Origin of the sequence: Modicisalibacter ilicicola DSM 19980, assembly GCF_900128925.1 — a bacterium.
GTDB classification, from domain to species: Bacteria; Pseudomonadota; Gammaproteobacteria; order Pseudomonadales; family Halomonadaceae; genus Modicisalibacter; species Modicisalibacter ilicicola.
In genome coordinates, this window is sequence record NZ_FQUJ01000007.1 from 29,984 (window position 1) to 49,720 (window position 19,737).

Below are 19,737 nucleotides of genomic sequence, written 5' to 3' on the forward strand. Positions count from 1 at the left end.
CCAGCCACCCCCCTCGCTCGGTAAACCGAGCTCCCACAAATGCTCCGAGCCACCGGGGTGGTAGGAGCCCGATTCATCCGGCGATGAATCAACCCTCGCTCGCTGAAGCGAACTCCCACGAGTGATCAGCGCCACCGGGGTGGTAGCAGCCCGATTCATCGGGCGATGGCTCAGGTCAAATCCACAGGAAACGACGAAGAGCCGAAAAAAGCCGGCGGGCATTGGCGCCCGACCGGCCTGAAAATGGAATGAATCAAGCGTAGCCTTTTACAGGCGATCGAACAGCGACATGCCCTGAATGTCGACGAAGGCCTTCTGGGAGGCCTGCAAGCCGACCTGGCGCAGGGTGTAATCCGAGATCGCCTTGGCGTAATCGAGGTCGACCAGCTCGGAGAGTGTCTGCTCGTAGGTCAATGATCGGTTGCCGCCCACGGAATCGAGCACGTCCAGTTCGTTGAGACGCGCCCCCACGGAGGCACGCACGGTCAGCACGTTGTCGAGGCTGTTGTCGAGTTCGCGACTCGTCGTGGAGAGAGTGTTCTGCAGTGCGGCCCTGGCCTTGGCCGACTCCGTCGGGGCTTCCAGTGCCGCGATGGCGTTCTCCAGGGTGGTGAAGATGCTGCGATCCTCGGCCTTGGCCATGGAAATCGTGTCACCGGCCTGAGCCGCCCCTTCGAGCGTGACCGACAAACCTCCGAACTCCAGACTGTCTCCGGCAGTGTAGGTTACGCCAGTGTGACCAGGCACGGCGTTACCGGTGGTCGTGTTGGTCACGGTATATTCCAGGACACCGGCATTGTCGGCGAAACTGACTTCATATCCATCGCCATAGCCCGGATCGGCGGCATCCACTCGCGTCGGCCCGGTAAAGGTCACGCTGCCGTTATTGCCAGGCGCCGCGGAAGCGACATAGCCGGCCCCGCTGGGAACACCTTCGAAGACCGTCTTGCCGTTGTCACCCACGGGCATTCGCCGGGAGGCATCGACCTGCTGCTCCCTGACGCCTTCGTCACTTCCCTTGTAGCTAACCGAGCCGTCAGTGGCCTTCACGAAAGGCGGCGCATCGTCCTTGTAGCCACCGAACAGATAGGTGCCATTGCCATCGGTGGCATTGGCCTGGCCCAGCAGGTTCTCGTAGACACCCCTGAGCTCGGCAGCGATCGAGGCGCGATCGGCATCGCTCAGGGTGCCATTGCCCGCCTGGATGATCAGCGTCTTGGCGCTGGCGATTCCGTCACTGACGCTGTTGAGTACGCTCTCCTCCTGGGACAAGGCGTTGGCGGCGGTAACTCGCGAGTCGGCGTACTGCTGGGTGAGCGCCATGGATTGGGAAACGGAAACTGCCCGGGAGGCAGCCTGCGGGTCGTCGGACGGATTGACAACCCGTCGCCCGGTGGCAAGCTGCTGGCCGACCTTGAGAAAGTCGCTCTGCTGCCGATTCATGGACGACAGGCTGGATTCGAACATGGTGACGGTACTGATACGCATGATGTCGCCTCAGAATCGATGATATTCAGCGCAGGCCGAGAACGGCATCGAGCACACGCGTGCCGATGTCGATGACCTTGGCATTGGCCTGATAGTACTGCTGAAAGCGCAGCAGGTTGGCGGCTTCTTCATCCAGGTTGACCCCGGATTCGGATTGCTGAACCGCGGTCAACTGCTCGGTCAGCCCTTCCTGAGCCGAGAGGTTGGCCTTGACCACGTTGGTGCGATTGCCCACATCGCTGACGATGGAGGCGTAGGCTTCGTTGAGGCTGGCATTCCCGCCGACGATATTGCGGCTCTGCAGGGCCTGCAGTTCCAGGGCATTGCGGTTATCGCCCTTGGAAACCGGGTCCGTGGCGGAGCTGGGATCGGTATCTTCCGCTGCCGCTATCTCGGCACCGTCGGTGATCTCGACATCGACCCCCCCGGCAAGATCCCGGGTGGGCTGCAATTCGAAGCGATCGCCTGGGACCGGGCTGCCCGTCACGGTCAATTCGACACCATCGAAGGCCAGGGTGGGATCGCCATTCGCATCGGTCCCGGCAGTGGCGTTCACCTGGCTACCGCTGTCCTTGCGCGTTATCACGAAATCCGCGGCACCAGGTCCCTCGTAACGTATGTCGTAATCGCTGGTCGATACCTTCGCGCTGTCCACGAAGGCCACCTCCACCGTGACCCCGCTGCCGTCATTGCCGGCATTGGGGATCACCTTCGCCGAAGGAATGCTGAAGAATGCCTTGCCGGGATCGCCATTGAGATCCAGGCCCTTGGCGTGCTGGGCGTTGAACTCGGTAGCCAGGTTCAGTGCCATCTGGCCGAGCTGATTCTGGGTCTTGTCCAGGGACTCGCTGCGAAAGGTCATCAGACCGCCCAGGGTACCCTTGTCGAAGGTCGATTCGGCCAGTTCGATGACGTTGTTGCTGGCGTCGCGATAGGCCACCACGGTACGTGACGGATCCACCGCCGAACCCACGGCTTCCAGGGGAAAGCTGCGGTTGCCCGCCACCAGGGGCTGGCCGTTGCCGATGGTCAGGTTGTAGCTGCCGCCATCCTGGACGGTCAGCTTGACGCCGACGCGCTGGCCAAGTTCGGCCACCATCTTGTCGCGCTGGTCCAGCAGGCTGTTGGGCGCCTCACCGGTCTTGGCCTTGGCCAGGATGATCTCGCGGTTGAGCTTGGCCACCTGGTCGGCGCTGTTGTTGATCTGGGTGACCTCGTCACGAATCTTGCCATTGATGCCGGACTGCATGTCGTCGAGGTAACTGTCGAAGGAACGGAACTGGGCGGTGAGGGTTTCGGCGGTGCCGAGCACGCCTTGACGGGCCGCCGGATCGGACGGCGCACTGGCGAGGTCCTCGAGGGACGAGAAGAAGTTCTGCATCAAGGGCGCCAGTCCGGCTTCGCGGTCGGCGAGCAGGTTGTCGATCTGGCTGATCTGGGTCGAGTAGGCCTGCAAGGCGCTGGAGCTGCCCTTGGCCTCGTTGAGCTGCGAGGCGACGTAGGTGTTGAACTGGCGCTGCACGTCGTTCACCTGCACGCCCCCGCCAGTGCTGCTCTCTCCCAGCAGGGTCAGCTGGCGGTTGTAGCCCGGCGTATAGACATTGCTGATATTGCTGCCGGTCGTCTGCAGGGCGGTCTGCGCCGCACTCAGGCCACTCAGGCCGATGGAAAAGAGGCTCATGAGTCCGTTCCGATTCAGTGATTGCTATGGATATCGGCCGGAGCCGCCCTAAACTTGAGTGACAGATGCAATTCGATCGTTATTTTCTACTCAAAAAATACTCGTCGGCGCCCTGCCAATGGAAAAGTTCTTGTCCCGCCCCGGGAGATTGTCGGAGGCACCGGCGCTTGCCGACATCGATGGCGAGCGCTTCTCGAAGCTTTCCATGACCGCGATCAGCTTGTCGGCGTAGGCCGGGTCGGTGGCATAACCTCCGTTCTGCAGGGCCCGGGCGGCCGCCGGAGCATCCGGCGCGGTGATCACGCCACTGTAACGCGGATTGTCGCCGATCAGACGGGCATAATCGGTGAAGGCCTCCTCGAAGGAGCCATAGACCCGGAAACGATCCTCCTGCTGAATGGGCCGCCCGTTCACGTATTCCGTGGTGGTGATGTCGGTGGTCGCACCCTGCCAGCGACTGCCGGCCTTGATGCCGAACAGGTTGTGACTGTTGCCGCCATCGGCGGTGGGAATCTCGTGCCGCCCCCAGCCCGTCTCCAAGGCCGCCTGGGCGAGGATGAGCTTGGCCGGCACCCCGGTGGTGCGGCTGGCCCGTTCCGCGGGCGCTTCGAGCCTGGAAAGGAATTGGACCACGTGATCCGGCTGTTCGCGCCGAGGCGCCGCCGGCTCGACAGACGCCACGGCAGCCGAGTCCCTGGCGCGCAGGTCGAGCTCGTCGAACAGGTTCACGGGGCTGTCGGGCTCGATGGCACTCCTGGCGTCTTCTGCCGCATCGCCACTCAGGCCATCATGCAGCACGCGAGGAGTGCCCCGCGGGATGCCGGCGATCAGGTTCTCGCTGACACCGGACGGCCTGGGGACCAGACCACGCCCCTCGAGCTGATTGATCAACTGCTCCGCCAGGCCGATCCCCTGCCCTGACAGATGCTGGGACCACTGCTTGTCGAGCATCTCGATATAGAAGTCCGATTGCTGACTGTCGAGCAGGCCGGACTCGGGAATCGTCTCGCGCATGCTCTTGAGCATCATCTGCAGGAAGATCGACTCGAACTGCTCCGCCGCTGCCTCGAGCCCTTCGCCGGGCGCGTTGCCGGCGGTGTGCTTGAGGCGCTGCAGGCCCTGCAGGTCGAGGGCGAACTGGCTGCTGATATTGCCGGCGCTCATCAGATGATCTCCAGTTCGGCCCGCAGCGAGCCCGCTGCCTGGAGTGCCTGCAGGATCGACATCAGATCCTGGGGGGTGGCGCCCAGGGCGTTGAGGGCGTTGACCACTTCGGCCAGATCGGCGCTGGTTTCCATCATCTGCAGGGCGCCCCCTTCCTGGGCCACGCTGATATCGGCATTGGGAACCACGACGGTTTCCCCCTGGCTGAAGGGGTTGGGTTGGCTGACCTGGGGATTGGAGTCGATGGTGATCGACAGGTTGCCATGGGCCACCGCGGCTCGGTTCAGGGTCACGGCACTGGTCAGCACCACGGAGCCGGTGCGCGAATTGATGATGACCCGCGCCGGACCCTCTCCCAGGGTCAGATCGACGTTCTGTACCCGGGCCATGAAGCGCACCTGGTCGTTGCGGTCTATCGGGGCATTCAAGCGAATGACGCGACCGTCCAGCGCCGACGCAACCGGGGCGCCGAACTCGTTGTTGATCGCCGTGACGGCGCGCTGGGCGGTATCGAAATCGAAGGTGTCGAGTTGCAGGTCGAGGGTGCCATCGGCGCCGAGCACCAGGGGCACTTCCGCCTCGACTGTCGCGCCGTTGGTGATGCGTCCCCCGGCCTGCTGGTTGATCTGCACGCTGCTGCCCCCCGCTTCGGCGCCGACGCCCCCCACCAGCACGTTGCCCTGGGCCATGGCATAGGTGCGTCCATCGGCCCCCTTGAGAGGAGACATCAGCAGCGTACCGCCACGCAGGCTACGCGCATTGCCCACCGAGGAGACCACCACGTCGATCCTCTGCCCCTGGCGCGAGAACGGCGGCAGTTCGGCGGTGATCATCACCGCCGCCACGTTCTTGAGCTGCATATTGGTGCCCGGCGGCACGGTGATGCCCAGCTGGGACAGCATGTTGGTGAGGCTCTGGGTGGTGAACGGCGCCTGGGTCGTCTGGTCGCCGGTGCCGTCGAGGCCGACCACCAGGCCGTATCCCACCAGGGCGTTGTCACGCACGCCAACGAACGAGGCCAGGTCGCGCAGGCGTTCCGCCTGAGCCGATTGGACGACGAACAGCGCCAGGAAGAGGGTGAACATCGAGCGCACAAGAAGAGCGCGATAACGTTGGCGGTGACTCATTTTCATCGACCTGTGGTTCATATGCCCCTCAGAAAGGCGACACGTTGAGGAAGAAGCGCTGCAGCCAGCCCATGGTCTGCGCCTCGTTGATATAGCCATCGCCAACGTATTCGATGCGCGCATCAGCGACCTGGGTCGAGGGTACGGTGTTCTGTCCGCTGATGGTGCGCGGGTTGACCACCCCCGAGAATCGAATGAACTCGGTGCCCTGGTTGATGGCGATCTGCTTCTCGCCCCGCACGCGCAGGTTGCCGTTGTAGAGCACGTCCATCACCGTCACGGTGATGGTGCCGGTGAACGAGTTCGTCGCCTTGGCACCGCCACTGCCGGAGAAGTCGTTCTCGCCGGAAGCCTCGAAGTTGTACTCGATGAGCTTTTCCAGCTCCTCGGGCAGCTGGGCCAGCTCGAGGCTGGCCGAGCCACTGCGCCCGGCATTGGCCGAGGAGTTCTTGCTGGCACTGACTTCTTCATCGAGCACGATGGTCAGGATGTCGCCGACCATGCGTGGCCGGCGATCCTCGAACAGCGGCTGGTATCCCCTGCCCGGTTGATAGATCGCGCCATTGGCCAATGGCGGTGGCGGCTCGACCACCACCACGGTCTCCTGGTCGCCGACCACGGAGGCACGCGGTATCTGCGCGCAGCCTGCGATGACCAGCAGTGCTCCCAGCACCAGCAGCACACGCAGCGCCTGGCGAAGGATCGGAGTGGTACGAGGTATGCTGTGCTGCTCGATGCCCATGGGTGCCATGCTCACATCTGGCTCAGACGCGCCAGCATCTCGTCGGAGGTCTGCACGGCCTTGCTGTTGATCTCGTAGGCGCGCTGGGTCTGGATCATGCTGACCATCTCCTCGACCACGTTGACGTTGGAGGTCTCGACATAGCCCTGGTAGAGCGTGCCGGCGCCGTTGAGCCCGGGGACGCTGTCGTTGCGCGGCCCCGAGGCGTTGGTCTCGAGGTAGAGGTTCTCGCCGATGCTCTCGAGCCCGGTGGGGTTGGTGAAGGTGGACAACAGCAGCTGGCCGACCTGGTTGGATTCGGAGGTGCCCGGCTGGGTCACCGAGACGACACCGTCCTGGCTGATCGACACGGACAGGGCATTCTCGGGAATGAAGACCGCCGGTTCGATGGGGTAGCCGCTGGCGGTGACCATCTGGCCGTTCTGGTTGACCTGGAAGCTGCCGTCCCGGGTATAGGCGGTGGTGCCATCCGGGCGCAGCACCTGGAAGAACCCCTTGCCGCTGATCGCCAGGTCACGGGAGTTCTGGGTGTTCTCGAGCCCGCCCTGGGTGTGCAGACGTTCGGTGGCTACGGGACGCACCCCGCTGCCGATCTGCATCCCGGAAGGCAGGTTGTCCTGCACGGTGGATTGCGCGCCGGGCTGACGCAGGTTCTGGTACAGCAGGTCCTCGAATACCGCCCGGGAGCGCTTGAAGCCGTTGGTGCTGACGTTGGCCAGGTTGTTGGCGATGACGTCCATCTGCACCTGCTGGGATTCGAGCCCCGTCTTGGCCGTCCAAAGCGATCTGATCATGTTTCAATTCCTTGCAAGAAAAGATGTCGGATCGTTACGTGATCGACAGTAGATTGTTGGCTCGCTGGGCGTTCTCGTTGGCGCTCTCGATGGTCTTCATCTGCATGTCGTAACGCCGCGCGCTATCGATCATCGCCACCATGGTCTCGGTAGGACTGACGTTGCTGCCCTCCAAGGCGCCGCTGACCACGCGCACCGTCTCGTCGGCCTGCAGCACGCCACCGCCCTTGGGACGAAAGAGCCCGTCCTCGCCGCGAACCAGGCTGCCAAGCTCCGGGTTGACCAGCTTGAGCCGGCCCGCCGGCCCCATGGTGGTGGGCTCGCCCCCGGGGATCAGTGCACTCAGCGTGCCGTCGCTGCCGATGCTGACCTGGGCGCCCAGAGGCACCACGATGGGTCCACCGTCGCCCATCACCGGACGCCCCAGATTGGTCACCACGCCATTGGCGTCGATCTGCAGGTCGCCGCGTCGGGTATAGGCCTCGCCATCGGGCGTCTGTACCGCCAGCCAGCCGTCACCGTCGATGGCCACATCCAGTTCGCGGCCCGTGGTGCTGATGGCACCGTGGCTGAAGTCGCTGCCCGGCGTGGTCGCCGCGACCATGGTGCGAGTCGGCAGGCCATCGCCCTGTACCGGCACGGCACGCATGGCCTGCAGCTCGGCGCGAAAGCCCGGTGTCGAGGCGTTGGCCAGGTTGTGGTTGATCACCGCCTGCAGGTCCATGCTCTGCCTGGCGCCGCTCATCGCGGTGTAAAGAAGACGATCCATGGGTTCCGGCTCTCCTGATTCGGCTCGGGATGATTCAGATCAGTCCGTTGCCGGGTCGACAGACCCGGCAGACTCAGTGCGATCAACGCAGGTTCACGACGCTCTCCAATACTTCGGACTGCGTGCGCACCGAGTTGGTGTTCGCCTGGAAGTTACGCTGGGCGATGATCAGGTCGACCAGTTCGCTGGTCAGATCGACGTTGGAGGTCTCGACAACCCCGGACTCCACGCTGCCGAACATGCCGGTGCCGGCCTGGCCCAGCAGCGCCTGACCGGACTTGCCGGTTTCCGCCCAGGCATTGTCGCCGACCGGCTGCAGGCCTTCCGGGTTGCGGAAGTTGGCCAGGCTGATGGTGCCCAGCACCTGGGACTGCTCGTTGGAGAAGTTGCCGACGATGTTGCCGTCGTCGTTGATGGCGATGCCCACCAGGCTGCCGGAGGTATAGCCGTTCTGGTTCAGCGAGCTGAGCTCGAAGTCGCCGCCAAACTGGGTGGTGCCGGCAAAGTCGATATCGTAAGTGAGCGGATCGGCGCCACCGCCGGGCGTGAAGCCATAGGTGGGGAATGTGCTGCCTGCCGTGTCGAGGGTGCCGTTGGCGTTGAAGGACAGGCTCCCGACATTATCCGGAACGGGTGCCGAGCCATCCATCCGCTGGCGCACTTCCCACTGGTTGTCGGCGGTCTTGGTGAAGTACATGGTCACGTTGTGGGCGACACCCAGGGAATCGTAGACCGTGGCGCTGTTGGCGTAGGAGTAGGTGGTGGGGTCCGCCGCGTCGAAAGTGACCGTAGCGCGATCGATGGTGGCATCTTCTGCATTCAGATTGAGGCTGGTATCGATGGCGGTGGTCGGGTTGGCCGCGAGTCCCTCGGAGGGGATCTTCAGTTCCTGGGGCTGGCCGCCGGCACCCACGCCTGCGGGGAAGCCGGTCAGGCGCGCCCCCTGGGCGTTCTCCAGATAGCCGTCGCTGGTCATGGTCAACTGGCCGTTGCGGGAATAGACCACCTGGTCGTTCTGGGTCATGCGGAAGAAGCCGCCGCCGCTGATCGCCAGGTCGAGATTGCGGTTGGTGCTCTCCAGGGTACCGTTGCTGAAGTCCTGCAGCACCGCGGACACCCGGGTGCCCAGACCGACCTTGGCACCGGCGTAGACATCGGCGAACTGCACGCTCGAGCTCTTGAAGCCCACGGTCTGGGAGTTGGCGATGTTATTGCCGACCACGTCGAGATTGGCCGAGGCGGCATTCAGGCCGCTGAGTGCTTGTGAAAAACCCATGTTTCTACTCCTGCGCGTGTTTGCTTTCAGCTATCTTTCTTTTTTATTGGAATGGACGCCCTAGAGAATCTGGCGTACATCCTCGAGTCCTACCGAGTCCATCTTGGCGCCCAGGTCCAGTCGCGGGCCGCCCTCCGTCTTGGCCACCCCACCGACCACGGCATAGTTCAGGGAGGTTACCGCCACGGGTTCGTCGCCGCTGGTCGCCTCGACACTGAAGCGGTAGGCCCCGGCGGGGGCGGTCGTCTTGCCGTCCGCCAGGGTGCCGTCCCAGGTGAAGGACTCGACGCCCTTGTTCAGCTGCTTCACGTCGAAGGTTCTGATCACTTCGCCGCTGCCGTTGGTGATGGTGATCGTCGCCTGCTCGGCGGGGCTTGCCAGCTCGACACCGAAGGAGGTGGTCGCCACACCCTCGACCGCATCGCTGCCCTTGCCGACCAGGATCTGGTCGCCCGGCACCAGCACCCCCTGCCCGATCAAGGCGGCGGCCTGCAGGGTCTGCCCGGCGTCGATCTGGCCGGTGATGCCCTCGAGGGTCGTGTTGAGCTCCTGGATGCCGTTCACCGTGTTGATCTGCGCCAGTTGCGAGGTCATCTCGGCATTTTCCATCGGCTTCAGGGGGTCCTGATTCTTGAGCTGGGTCACCAGCAGGGTCATGAAGCTATCGCTCAATTCCTGGCTGGTCCCCTTCGCGTTGCCGCTCCCGGCGGCGGGATTCAGGCTATTCAGGACGCTGCTGTCGATCGTGTTGGCCATGGCTTGTCTCCTGAGGCGCCGGATCAGTTTTCACCCAGGGTCAGGGTCTTGAGCATCAGCGTCTTGCTGGTGTTCATGACCTCGACGTTGGCCTGGTAGGAACGGGAGGCGGCGATCATGTTGACCATCTCGTTGACCGGCTCGACGTTGGGCAAGCTGACATAGCCTTCTTCGTCGGCCAGGGGATGCTCGGGACGGTACTCGAGGCGCATCGGCGTCGGGTCCTCGACGACCTCGGTGACACGTACGCCACCGACGCCATTACCGACCTGGGACTGGGTCTCGAACATCACCTGCTTGGCGCGGTAGGCCTGGCCGTTGGGGCCGGCCACGCTGTCGGCATTCGCCAGGTTGCTGGCGGTGACATTCATGCGCTGCGCCTGGGCGCTCATGGCCGAGCCGGAAATATCGAAAACGCTGAACATTGACATCTAGGATCACTCCGGTTGCATGGCCGACTTGAGGCCCTGGATCTTGCGATTCAGGACGGTCAGGCTCGCTTGATAGCGCACCGCGTTGTCGGCAAACTGCGCGCGTTCGCGGTCCATGTCGACGGTATTGCCGTCCAGGCTCGGCTGGTCGGGCACGCGATAGAGCAGGTCGCGACCGACCGAGGCCGCCCCCTGGGCCGCGATATGGCGACTCGAGGTGGTCGCCAGGGCCAGGCCACTCGCGTCGGCACGCCCCTGCTGCATGGCGCGCGAGAGCTCACCGGAGAAGTTCATGTCCCGCGCCTTGTAGCCGGGCGTGTCGGCGTTGGCGATATTGCTGGCCAACACCTTCTGGCGTTCGGCACGCAGGTTGAGTGCCTCCTGGTGGAAGCGCAGTGCACCTTCGAGCTTGTCGATCATCGTCAAGGCCCCTTGTTTTTCATGGGGAAAGATTCAGGGTGGAGAATAGACGCCCAGGCATCCCACCAAAGGCAAAAACAAACCCAGATTTGCCCATCATTTCCGCGCATGAGCTTTTGCACACTCTTCTAGAATCAGCCTCATTCGACAGGAAGAGGCTCAAGATGCTGACCGCGCACTATCCTCGCCCGGGAGCTGACAACGTCTCGGGAACGACGCTCGTAACGGTGCTGAAGCTGCTGGGGGTGACGCTGCTGTGGGGGCTGGCGCTGCTCTCGAGTGGCGCCCAGGCGAACTCGCCCTCCCCCGACGAGGGGCTGATCGAGCGGCGTGTGAAAGACTTCCTGGCAGAACGGACTCGCGACCTGGGGCGCGACATCACGATCCGCGTGCATCCCGGCTCCGCCCGCCTGCCCCGGTGCGAGGCGCCCCAACCCTTTCTGACCAGGCCCGACCAGCGGCTCCATGGCCGCGTCTCGGTGGGAGTGCGTTGCGGCAATGCCACCGGCCCGGTGCGCTACCTGCAGGCCGAGGTGTCGGTGCTGGTCGATCATGTCGTTGCCGCTCGGGACATCGCCCCCGGGGCAACCATTACCGCACAGGACATCGAGCTTGCCGAGGGTCGGCTGGAACGGTTGCCACGCCATGCGCTGCTCGACAGGGACGAGGCCCTGGGGCTGACGGCAGCGCGCCCGCTGCGCACGGGATCGCTGCTGCAGTCTCACCACCTGCGCCGTGAGAGGCTGGTCGAACGAGGTGACGTGGTGACGGTCGTTGCCCGGGGCGGAGGATTCAGCGTGAAGCGCGAGGCCAAGGCCCTCGACAATGGAGCACTGGGGGATTCGGTTCGCTTGCGTATCGCCAGTGGCGACCAGTTGAGGGCAACCGTGACCGGCCCTGATCGTCTCGAAATTCCCTTTTGAGTAGGCAAGATTGGGTTGCCTGACGTACTATTTTTTCCGTGACGCCCTTAAAGTTGTGCACCTCGTAGCCGATAGTGTGTGAAAGCGCACTCTCGAAAGGATGTTCCCGTGAAGATCGACAGCACCCAGCCCCTAAATCATGCCAACCAGAGTGAGGCCACCAAGAGAGTGGCCCCTGCCCAGAGCGGTAGCGAGTCGCGGGCTTCCAGCCCGGCCAGTGTCACGCACCTGAGCACCGGAGCCAGTGATACCAGCCACGACGTCGATGCCGCGCGGGTCGCGGAACTGCGCCAGGCCATCAGCGAAGGCCGCCTCGACATTCGGCCCGAACGTATCGCCGATGGCCTGATCGACAGCGTGCGAGACCTGCTGGATCACTCCAGCTGACGAACAATCCCCTGCGGAGCTTCTCCCATGAGTCTGGCCCAGCACATCGCTCGACAGCGCGAGCATCTCGAAGCCTTCATCACGGTGCTCGAAGCCGAGCGCGAAAGCCTCTCCGCGGGGCAGGTGGACGGCCAGCGGTTATCCGAGCAAGCCAGGCAGAAGCAAGCCCAGGTTACCCAGCTCGAACGGCTCGAGACCCAGCGCTTGAGCGCTCAGCGCCGGCTAGGCTATGGCGAGGGTCGCCAGGGTGCAGAGACTGCCGCCAGGGACGCGGGATGCCTCGATGCCTGGCTCGAGTTTCGCCAACGCGCCCTGCATGCCAGGCAGCTCAACCAACTCAATGGGCTGTTGATCGGTTCACGCCTCGCCCAAAACCAGAAGATCCTCGATTTCCTCAGAAATGCAGCCGGCCAGGCCCTCTATGGCCCCGACGGCCAGTCGCGCCTGGGAAGTCTCGGCGGGGTGAGTTCCTGCGCCTGAGAGCACTGAGCATGCAGCGCCGAGAGTGTCGCTGCTGCGGCGTCCTGCTGGCGAAGTTGTGAGCCAATTCGATATTTGTTATGGAGAGTGACTGCTTGATCAACGATGCGCTTCGCGAATCCCTGGCCTCATGCACTCAGCTGCCTTCGCTCCCTACCGCAGTCCTGAAGGTCATCGAACTCGCCCAGGACAAGAGTACCCGGCTTCAATCCATCGCCGAGCCGCTGAATCACGACTCCGCTCTCACCGCGCGCCTCATCTCGCTCGCCAACACGGTGTTCTACGCTCATCTGCGCCCCGCGGACACGCTGCGCGAGGCCGTCGATCGCCTGGGCCTCGAAATGACCGTCTCCCTCGCCCTCGGGTTCAGCCTGGCACGCAGTTACGGCAATCGACAGAGATCCAAGGGGCTGGGGCTGGACCTGCACTATTATTGGCAGCGTTCCTTGACCAGCGCCATCGCGGCCCAGGAGCTCGCCCGCCTGCTGCCCGAGGACCCCGAGGGAGCCAGCGTGTTCACGGCGGCCCTGCTGCAGGACATCGGCATGCTGGCCCTGGATACGATCGAGGGGCCCTCCTACGCCGAGATCATCGGCGATCTGCGTCGTCATGATGAGGTGGGCAAGCGGGAACGCAACGAGCTGGGCGCGGACCACACCGAGATCGGCGCCTGGCTGGCCGCCAGCTGGGGGCTCTCCCGGCGCTGCTGCGACTGGATACGCCACAGTCATGACAGCCCCGTGGGAACTTCGTCTCTCAGCGGGGCGGAGTGCGTCATGCTGTCGGGGCGGTTGGCCGATATATGGCTAGCCGGGGACGGGCCCAACACCCTGGCCCAGCTCGACACCTGGCTGGGAAAGGGAGTGCAGCGGGAAGCCCTGCTCGGCCGCATCCAGGAACGGCTGCCCATGATTGCCGAACTGCTGGATGTCGAGACCCCCGAACGCATCGACCCGCAGCGCCTGCTGTTCGCGGCCAAGCAGTTGCTGCTGGAGCGCAACCTGGAGATGCAGCGGAACCTCCAGCAGGTCGACAGCGAGCTGGAGCACCTGCGGTCCCACAATCAACAGCTGGATCGCGTGGCGCGCTTCGACCCCCTGACCCACCTCTACAATCGGCGACATCTAACGATACTTTTCGAACAGCATTTTGCCGATGCCAAGCGTGACGCGCTCGAGCTGTCCCTGGTTTTCATCGACCTGGATCATTTCAAGCAGATCAATGACCTCTATGGCCACCATCAGGGGGACGAGGCGCTCAAGGCGTTCGCCGAACTGCTGCTGCGGATAAGCGATGCCGGCACGGTCGTGGGGCGTTATGGCGGGGAGGAGTTCCTGGCCGTTCTCCCCGGCCGGGAGCTGCCGGAGGCGCTGGCATTCGCCGACCGGCTTTGCGTGGAGCTGCGCGATCACCCCCTGGTGGCATCGCCGGACGTGACACTGTATGTCACCGCCTCGATCGGCATCGCCAGCCTCAAGGACGGGGATTTCGAAACCTCGGAAGCGATGATCCAGACCGCCGACCAACGCATGTACCTCTCCAAGCGGGAAGGTCGCAACCGCGTCACGGCGGGTCGCTCCCACCTATAAGCGCGCCTCGACACGTTCGAGAATCTGGCGACTGACCTGGTTCACCAGCGGGCGGGCCGCCTTGTTCACCGCCCTTTCGACCAGCCTGTTGCGAATCTGATATTCGACGGTCAGCCTGACCCGGGTGCCCTCGGGCACGGTGAACAACTCGTAGCGGCCGCTGTTGCGCACCCCGTCTATCGACTCCCAGGCCAGAACGTCTGGCGGCTTGATGTCGGTCACCTCGACATCGAAGCTCCAGTCCATTCCCACGGCATGCACGTGCCAGCGATAGCGACGACCACCGAGAGGTTCGATGGCCTTGATCTGGTCGGAATAGTCCACGAAATCCTCGACCCTCTCGAGCAGGGCGAAGACCCTCTCGCGAGGAGCGTGCAATATCGCACTGTGTTCGATGGTCGCCATGCGCTTTCCCTGGTTGGCAATAAAACAGCTGACACGAGAGTAACGTCCGCCACCATGAATCACCAGCCCCATCCCCGGGCTCGGCGGGCACGTCATCCTGCAGCCACGGCCTGCCCTTGCCTGGCCGTGACGCCTCTCCGATGGGTACAATGCCCGTGGGCAATCTGCGCGACCCGATCATGCCTGGCCCCGAAAGTTTTTCCGGGCTCGAACTAAGGAATCACTGCATAAATGCCTACACGAACGAATTGCTGCGTTGCGCGGTGCTGGTGCGCCAGCCCGGTCGAAATTCGCCTAACCCCATGTTATGTCTCATTTCCTGCGCTCCGTGCGCCTTGCACTTCATTTCGCTCGGCGATTTATTCAGCAATTCCCTAACGACACTGGAAATCGACCAATGACGCTTTTCGTCAATGCCCTGACGCAGCTCGATGTCTCGCTCTGGTGCCCGCGTCGGGGATTGATCGGCGCCAGCTGGCAGGTAGATGCCCAACTCGACGGTGAAGTCGGTGAAGATGGCATGCTGTTCGGTTTCGACGAGGCCAAGTCGTGGATCACCTCGCGCCTGGATACCAGCCCGGATCACACACTATTGGTGCCCACCCAGGCACCAAAGCTGACCGTGCAGGAGTGCAGCGAAGGCCTCTGCATGCGTACTACCCTCCCCTACGATTTCGAGATACGAGCCCCCCGGCAGGCGTTCACATTGCTGCCCTGGAGCGAGATCGGCATCGAGCGCCTGGCACGCCATTACAGCGAGGCACTCACGCGGCGCCCACCGCCTCGAGTCGAGGCGATCCGCCTCAAGCTGCGGGAAGAACAGATCGACGGGGCGGCCTACACCTATAGCCATGGACTCAAGCGCCATCCAGGCAACTGCCAGCGTATCGCCCACGGCCATCGGTCGCGACTGCACATCTGGTGCGACGGCGAGCGTTCGCCCCTCCTCGAGACGCAATGGGCACAGCGACTCGACGACCGTTACCTGGTGGCCGCGGAGGACATACTCGACGGCGATGCGACATCGAAAGAGGCGTTGACGATAGGCTATCGGTCCACCCAAGGTCGCTTCCAGCTTCGCCTGCCGCGTGCGCGCTGCGATGTCCTGCCGATTCCCACCAGCGTAGAACACATCGCGGCCTGGCTGGCCGAGCAGGTGGCCCGGGATCGCGGCCAAGGCGTTCGGGTCCAGGTCTTCGAAGGCATCGGCAAGGGCGCCATCGCCGAGGCAAGCCCATGAGCGAATTCCGCATGCCTTCCGAAAGCGTTCAACCGGACTGCCGCCCCGGTTGCGGCGCCTGCTGCGTCGCCCCCTCGATCAGCTCGCCCATTCCGGGCATGCCCGAAGGCAAGCCCGCCGGCGTGCGCTGCGTTCAGCTCGACGAGCACAACCTGTGCCGGCTGTTCGACGACCCGCGCCGGCCCGAGGTATGCCGGCACTTCGGCTACGACAGCGAACTCTGCGGGAGCGATCGGGATGACGCCCTGCAAAGAATCGCTGCCCTGGAGGTGGCGACCTGAAGAAGTCGCCTCATAGCTTGACCAGCATCTTGCCCCGGTTGCTTCCCTCGAAGAGCTTGAAGAATGCTGCCGGGGTCCGTTCCAGCCCCTGCTCGACGGTTTCCCTGTAGTCGATTTCACCGCGCTCCACCAACGGGCCGACCTCGTCAAGGAAGGTGGTGTAATGATTCCAGTGCTCGAAGACGATGAAGCCTTCCATGCGGGCGCGCTTGATCAGAATATTGGCGATGTTGCTGGGCCCCGGTACCGGTTGCTCATCGTTGTAGCGCGCGATCATGCCGCAGACCGCAATACGCGCGTAGGTGCGCAGGCAATTGAGCGCGGCCTCGAGCACTACCCCGCCGACATTCTCGTAATAGATGTCGAAGCCGTCCGGGCAGGCATCCTGCAAGGCTTCCGTGAGTTCCCGGGCATTCCTGTCCCGGTAGCTCACGGCCGTGACACCGCGGGACTCGAGCCAATCGAGCTTGTCCTGACTGCCGGCGATGCCCACGACCTGCCCGCCCTTGGCCTTGGCCAGCTGAACCGCCAGGGAACCGACCGCCCCGCTGGCCGCACTGACCAGGACATTCGCCCCTTCTTTCATCTCGGCGATACGGTTGAGTCCGGTCCAGGCGGTCATGCCCGGCATCCCCAGCACGCCCAGATACGCCTGTTCGGGCACCTGATGACCAGGCAATGGCTCGAGTTCGTCGCCTTTCAGCTGGGCGATGTCACGCCAGCCCGCCATGTGGCGAACCTTGTCGCCCATCTTGAAGCGCTCGTCCCGAGACTCGACCACCTCCCCGATCGCCGCACCCTCGAGCGGCATGTTCAGTTCGAAGGGGTCGATATAGGTACGCACCCCGCTCATCCGGCCTCGCATATAGGGGTCGACGGAGAGCCAGGTGTTGCGGACGCGAACCTCGCCCTGGTTCAGCTCCGGCAACGCTTCCTCGCGCAGGCGAAATATCTCCTCGCCAGGCAGACCTTCGGGGTACTCGGTAATCGTGTAGTAGCGGCTTTGCATGGTGGCGCTCCTTGCGTCCCGGTAAAGGATCTCCAGACAGCCTGTTAACAGGCTAATAGACAGCCTGAGCCGTAACGTAACATGTCATCCCAGACTAGACGACAGATGGCGGGCGGATGCGTTAAAAGAAGAGCGCGGCAAGGCCGCGCTCCATGGACAGGACGAACAGGGACTGCCGGATGGCTAGAGACGCTCGATTTCGGCCTCGGCCCGCAAATCCTCCAACAACCCTTGAACGGCTGCCTGAGCACGCAATCTCTCGACAAGCTGCGCGGCGAAGGCGGTGATCTGCGAGTCCGAGGCCTGCTCACCCTGGGCGACGTCGGTAAGCGCGATCAGCACGATGTCCTGCCCGTCGGCGGTCTGCCCGTAGACGGTTTCTCCGTCGGGCTTGGGCAGTCTGAAGGCCGTGCGCAGAACAGGTTCGGGTATGTCCCCATCCTGCTGGCGCGACACCCCATCGGCACGTTGCCAGTCAAGCTCGGGAGGATCGTCACTGCGCAGCGCCTCGACCAGCCTCTGCGCTCGTTCACGCAGGGCCTCGCGGGTCTTCTGCACCGCGACCTGCCGGCGAACTTCCTCCTGCACTTCCTCCAGGGGCAGGGTCGCCGCCTCACGGTGATCGGCAACGCGCAGCACCATGCGCCGCTGTTCATCGAGCTCGATCACCTCGCTGTTATATCCTTCATTGAGAACGTCGGGCTCGAAGGCTGCCGCCATCACGCCGGGCTCTGCAAGCACTCCGTCCACCGCGCCCCGGGATACCCAATCGCTTTGCTGCAGCTCGAGATCGAGATCCTCGGCGACACTGGCCAGATCTTCTGCGGCAAAGCTTTCGTCGATAAGACGCTGCGCTTTTTCATTGAAGCGGTCGAGGGCCCTGTCCATCGCAAGCTGCTCGCGGAGTTCGTCGCGCATTTCCTCGAAAGGCGGCAGATCGAAATCCGTCACCTTGATGAGGTGGAAGCCATTGTCCGTCTCGACGATGTCCGAGACTTCCCCCTGCTCGAGAGAGAAGGCGGCATCCTCGAAGGCTTCTCCGAAGAAGCCACGATTGATGTAACCCAGATCACCCTCGCTGTCGGCGGTCGTCTCGTCGTCGGAATACTCCGCGGCCAGGCTGGCGAACTCCTCTCCCGACTCGAGTCGCTGGCGAACCTCCTGCAGGCGCTGCCGGGCTTCCTCCTCGGTACGCTCCTCGCCATGGGCCACCATGATGTGCGATACCCGCCGTCCTGCATCACGCTGACGCTCGGCATAGGCCTCGCGCAGCGCCTGATCGTCTATCTCGACGGATTCGGCCATTTCGGCCTGGTCGAGAATGACGTAATTCAGGCGCACCTGCTCGGGGCGACGAAATTCGTCCTGTTGGGCATCGTAGTGGCTCTGGAGATCCGCCTCGGAGATCTCGATCTCACCTTCGATGTCCTCGGCATCGAGCCGATGGTAACGGAAGCTGCGCGTCTGGTTCTGCAACTCGGCGAGCCGGCGGCGTTCGCTGTCGAGCAGGAACTCGCTGTCGGCCAGCCCCTGCTGTACCTGCTGGCGAATGAGGTCGGACCTGAGCTGGCCGCGGAAGGAGAGCGGCGTGTACCCGGCACTCGCCAGGCGGTTGCGAAACAGCTCGGTGGAAAAGTCACCGCTCTGATCCTGGAATTCCTCGCGATTGACGATCACCCTATCGAGTTGCTGATCCGAGATGGTCATTCCACCTTCAACAGCGTACTGATCGAGCAACTCCAGGGTGATCATCTGCTCGATCACCTGGCTGCGCAACTCGCGCTCCTGCTCAGGGGGCACCTGCCCCGAACGAATCGCACGCTGCACTTCCATCTCTACCTGCTGTCGGGTAATCGGCTCACCGTTGACCTCGACGACATCGTCACCGCCGCTGGTAAAGAGTCCGACGACGGATTCGATGCCGAAAAGCGCCAGGGCGACGACCACCGCACCGACGATGATCTTGGCGATCATGCTTTGGGAGCGGTCACGGATTTGTTGCAGCATGCTAGCCTCGAATGCTGTGGACAGGATAATAAAAAGGCGTACCGCTTACGCGATACGCCTGGCATCGGGGGTCATGAGTGAAGACTGTCGGCAAGATGAAAATGCTCAACACCATGGTCGGTCATCGGCACCCTGATATCACTGCTAGGCCCCGCATTCACTCTCGGGACAACGCGTAGACTTCGCCTGAAAAGTACCTGCGCTCGTCCATACGGCGTTAAAAATTGTCTCAAGATGCTCATTTACACTGCGTAAACTCCGCTTCTTCGCCAATTTTTGCCTTGTCTAGACCTCGCTCGCTGACTTTTTCAGATAAGCTCTAGTTCAGTTGACTGAATCCTTGAGTGCTTTACCGGCCTTGAAGCTGGGCACCTTGGCCGCGCTGATATTGATCGGCTTGCCCGTCTGAGGATTGCGGCCGGTGCGAGCGGCACGCTCTTTGACGGTAAATGTGCCAAACCCAACCAGCGCCACGGAATCGCCTTTTTTCAGGCTATCGGTGACGGACTCGATCATCGCATCCAGCGCGCGACCGGCTGCTGCCTTGGGAATATCGGCGGACGCAGCGATAGCTTCAATAAGCTCAGATTTATTCACACTTCACCCCTTGACTGTTTCAAAAATTACTGGAAATCGGCGCTACTATTCGGGTGGCTTGCGCGACCACAGCAAAACATAATTTATAGCAATGCCGCGAAACTTGTGTCAAGTAATTAAGGCGCAAACCCCCGCCATTTCGGTGTTTAGACGTCGCTATATTGTGATAGA

General features: G+C 63.1%; 21 protein-coding genes. 6 read left to right on the forward strand and 15 right to left on the reverse strand.

Annotated elements, in window-relative coordinates:
* Positions 1-267 precede the first annotated feature (267 nt).
* The 11 genes from flgL to flgB all read right to left on the reverse strand — a co-directional run bounded on the left by flgL (position 268) and on the right by flgB (position 10,648).
* Positions 268-1,488, reverse strand: a complete 1,221-nt coding sequence (gene flgL / locus BUA41_RS09025; protein ID WP_072821963.1) for a flagellar hook-associated protein FlgL — start codon at positions 1,486-1,488, stop codon at positions 268-270.
* A gap of 25 nt (positions 1,489-1,513) precedes the next feature.
* Positions 1,514-3,169: a flagellar hook-associated protein FlgK gene (flgK, locus tag BUA41_RS09030; RefSeq protein WP_072821965.1), complete on the reverse strand. Its 1,656-nt coding sequence runs from the start codon at positions 3,167-3,169 to the stop codon at positions 1,514-1,516.
* Between the two features lie 90 nt (positions 3,170-3,259).
* Positions 3,260-4,333 (reverse strand): flagellar assembly peptidoglycan hydrolase FlgJ, encoded by a 1,074-nt coding sequence (flgJ, locus tag BUA41_RS09035; protein ID WP_072821967.1) that lies wholly within the window; start codon positions 4,331-4,333, stop codon positions 3,260-3,262.
* Positions 4,333-5,418, reverse strand: a complete 1,086-nt coding sequence (locus tag BUA41_RS09040) for a flagellar basal body P-ring protein FlgI (RefSeq protein WP_072822306.1) — start codon at positions 5,416-5,418, stop codon at positions 4,333-4,335. Before BUA41_RS09040 ends, flgJ begins: the two co-directional genes overlap by 1 nt.
* Positions 5,419-5,488: 70 nt before the next feature.
* Positions 5,489-6,211, reverse strand: coding sequence for a flagellar basal body L-ring protein FlgH (locus BUA41_RS09045; RefSeq protein ID WP_217652793.1), 723 nt, complete (start codon positions 6,209-6,211; stop codon positions 5,489-5,491).
* A 2-nt stretch (positions 6,212-6,213) separates the two neighbouring features.
* Complete coding sequence (gene flgG, locus BUA41_RS09050) at positions 6,214-6,996, reverse strand: flagellar basal-body rod protein FlgG (RefSeq protein WP_072821969.1); 783 nt, start codon at positions 6,994-6,996, stop codon at positions 6,214-6,216.
* Positions 6,997-7,030: 34 nt separating this feature from the next.
* A complete protein-coding gene (gene flgF / locus BUA41_RS09055; RefSeq protein WP_072821971.1) occupies positions 7,031-7,765 on the reverse strand; it encodes a flagellar basal-body rod protein FlgF in 735 nt (244 codons plus the stop codon).
* Between the two features lie 82 nt (positions 7,766-7,847).
* Positions 7,848-9,041, reverse strand: a complete 1,194-nt coding sequence (gene flgE / locus BUA41_RS09060) for a flagellar hook protein FlgE (RefSeq protein WP_072821973.1) — start codon at positions 9,039-9,041, stop codon at positions 7,848-7,850.
* 60 nt (positions 9,042-9,101) lie between these two features.
* Positions 9,102-9,797 (reverse strand): flagellar hook assembly protein FlgD, encoded by a 696-nt coding sequence (locus tag BUA41_RS09065; protein ID WP_072821975.1) that lies wholly within the window; start codon positions 9,795-9,797, stop codon positions 9,102-9,104.
* 23 nt (positions 9,798-9,820) lie between these two features.
* On the reverse strand, positions 9,821-10,228 hold the full coding sequence (flgC, locus tag BUA41_RS09070) for a flagellar basal body rod protein FlgC (RefSeq protein WP_072821977.1): 408 nt from the start codon (positions 10,226-10,228) through the stop codon (positions 9,821-9,823).
* A gap of 6 nt (positions 10,229-10,234) precedes the next feature.
* Positions 10,235-10,648 carry a flagellar basal body rod protein FlgB gene (flgB, locus tag BUA41_RS09075; RefSeq protein ID WP_072821979.1) on the reverse strand — a complete coding sequence of 138 codons (414 nt, stop codon included), beginning with the start codon at positions 10,646-10,648 and terminating at the stop codon, positions 10,235-10,237.
* A 164-nt stretch (positions 10,649-10,812) separates the two neighbouring features.
* Here flgB and flgA point away from each other — a divergent pair, with 164 nt between their 5' ends.
* The 4 genes from flgA to BUA41_RS09095 all read left to right on the forward strand — a co-directional run bounded on the left by flgA (position 10,813) and on the right by BUA41_RS09095 (position 14,027).
* Complete coding sequence (gene flgA / locus BUA41_RS09080) at positions 10,813-11,571, forward strand: flagellar basal body P-ring formation chaperone FlgA (RefSeq protein WP_084671355.1); 759 nt, start codon at positions 10,813-10,815, stop codon at positions 11,569-11,571.
* A 108-nt stretch (positions 11,572-11,679) separates the two neighbouring features.
* A complete protein-coding gene (gene flgM, locus BUA41_RS09085) occupies positions 11,680-11,958 on the forward strand; it encodes a flagellar biosynthesis anti-sigma factor FlgM (RefSeq protein WP_072821981.1) in 279 nt (92 codons plus the stop codon).
* Between the two features lie 27 nt (positions 11,959-11,985).
* The gene (locus BUA41_RS09090; RefSeq protein ID WP_072821983.1) at positions 11,986-12,438 is read left to right on the forward strand and encodes a flagella synthesis protein FlgN; all 453 of its coding nucleotides are present in this window, start codon (positions 11,986-11,988) and stop codon (positions 12,436-12,438) included.
* Between the two features lie 95 nt (positions 12,439-12,533).
* Positions 12,534-14,027, forward strand: coding sequence for a GGDEF domain-containing protein (locus BUA41_RS09095; protein WP_072821985.1), 1,494 nt, complete (start codon positions 12,534-12,536; stop codon positions 14,025-14,027).
* Here the strand turns inward: BUA41_RS09095 and BUA41_RS09100 are convergent.
* The gene (locus tag BUA41_RS09100) at positions 14,022-14,432 is read right to left on the reverse strand and encodes an SRPBCC family protein (protein ID WP_072822309.1); all 411 of its coding nucleotides are present in this window, start codon (positions 14,430-14,432) and stop codon (positions 14,022-14,024) included. The two genes, BUA41_RS09095 and BUA41_RS09100, sit on opposite strands and share 6 nt — an antisense overlap.
* A gap of 397 nt (positions 14,433-14,829) precedes the next feature.
* On the opposite strand from BUA41_RS09100, the gene BUA41_RS09105 reads away from it, so the two are divergent.
* Together BUA41_RS09105 and BUA41_RS09110 are read left to right on the forward strand one after the other, a co-directional pair.
* Entirely contained in the window at positions 14,830-15,672 is an 843-nt protein-coding gene (locus tag BUA41_RS09105) for a 6-carboxytetrahydropterin synthase (RefSeq protein ID WP_072821987.1), read from the forward strand.
* On the forward strand, positions 15,669-15,953 hold the full coding sequence (locus BUA41_RS09110; protein WP_084671360.1) for a YkgJ family cysteine cluster protein: 285 nt from the start codon (positions 15,669-15,671) through the stop codon (positions 15,951-15,953). Before BUA41_RS09105 ends, BUA41_RS09110 begins: the two co-directional genes overlap by 4 nt.
* Positions 15,954-15,963: 10 nt before the next feature.
* On the opposite strand, the gene BUA41_RS09115 is transcribed toward BUA41_RS09110, so the two are convergent.
* The 3 genes from BUA41_RS09115 to hupB form a co-directional block, all read right to left on the reverse strand.
* Complete coding sequence (locus BUA41_RS09115) at positions 15,964-16,962, reverse strand: NADP-dependent oxidoreductase (RefSeq protein ID WP_072821989.1); 999 nt, start codon at positions 16,960-16,962, stop codon at positions 15,964-15,966.
* Positions 16,963-17,145: 183 nt separating this feature from the next.
* Positions 17,146-18,969 (reverse strand): SurA N-terminal domain-containing protein, encoded by a 1,824-nt coding sequence (locus BUA41_RS09120; protein WP_072821991.1) that lies wholly within the window; start codon positions 18,967-18,969, stop codon positions 17,146-17,148.
* 324 nt (positions 18,970-19,293) lie between these two features.
* Positions 19,294-19,566 carry a nucleoid-associated protein HU-beta gene (gene hupB / locus BUA41_RS09125; RefSeq protein WP_072821993.1) on the reverse strand — a complete coding sequence of 91 codons (273 nt, stop codon included), beginning with the start codon at positions 19,564-19,566 and terminating at the stop codon, positions 19,294-19,296.
* Between the last annotated feature and the right edge of the window lie 171 nt (positions 19,567-19,737).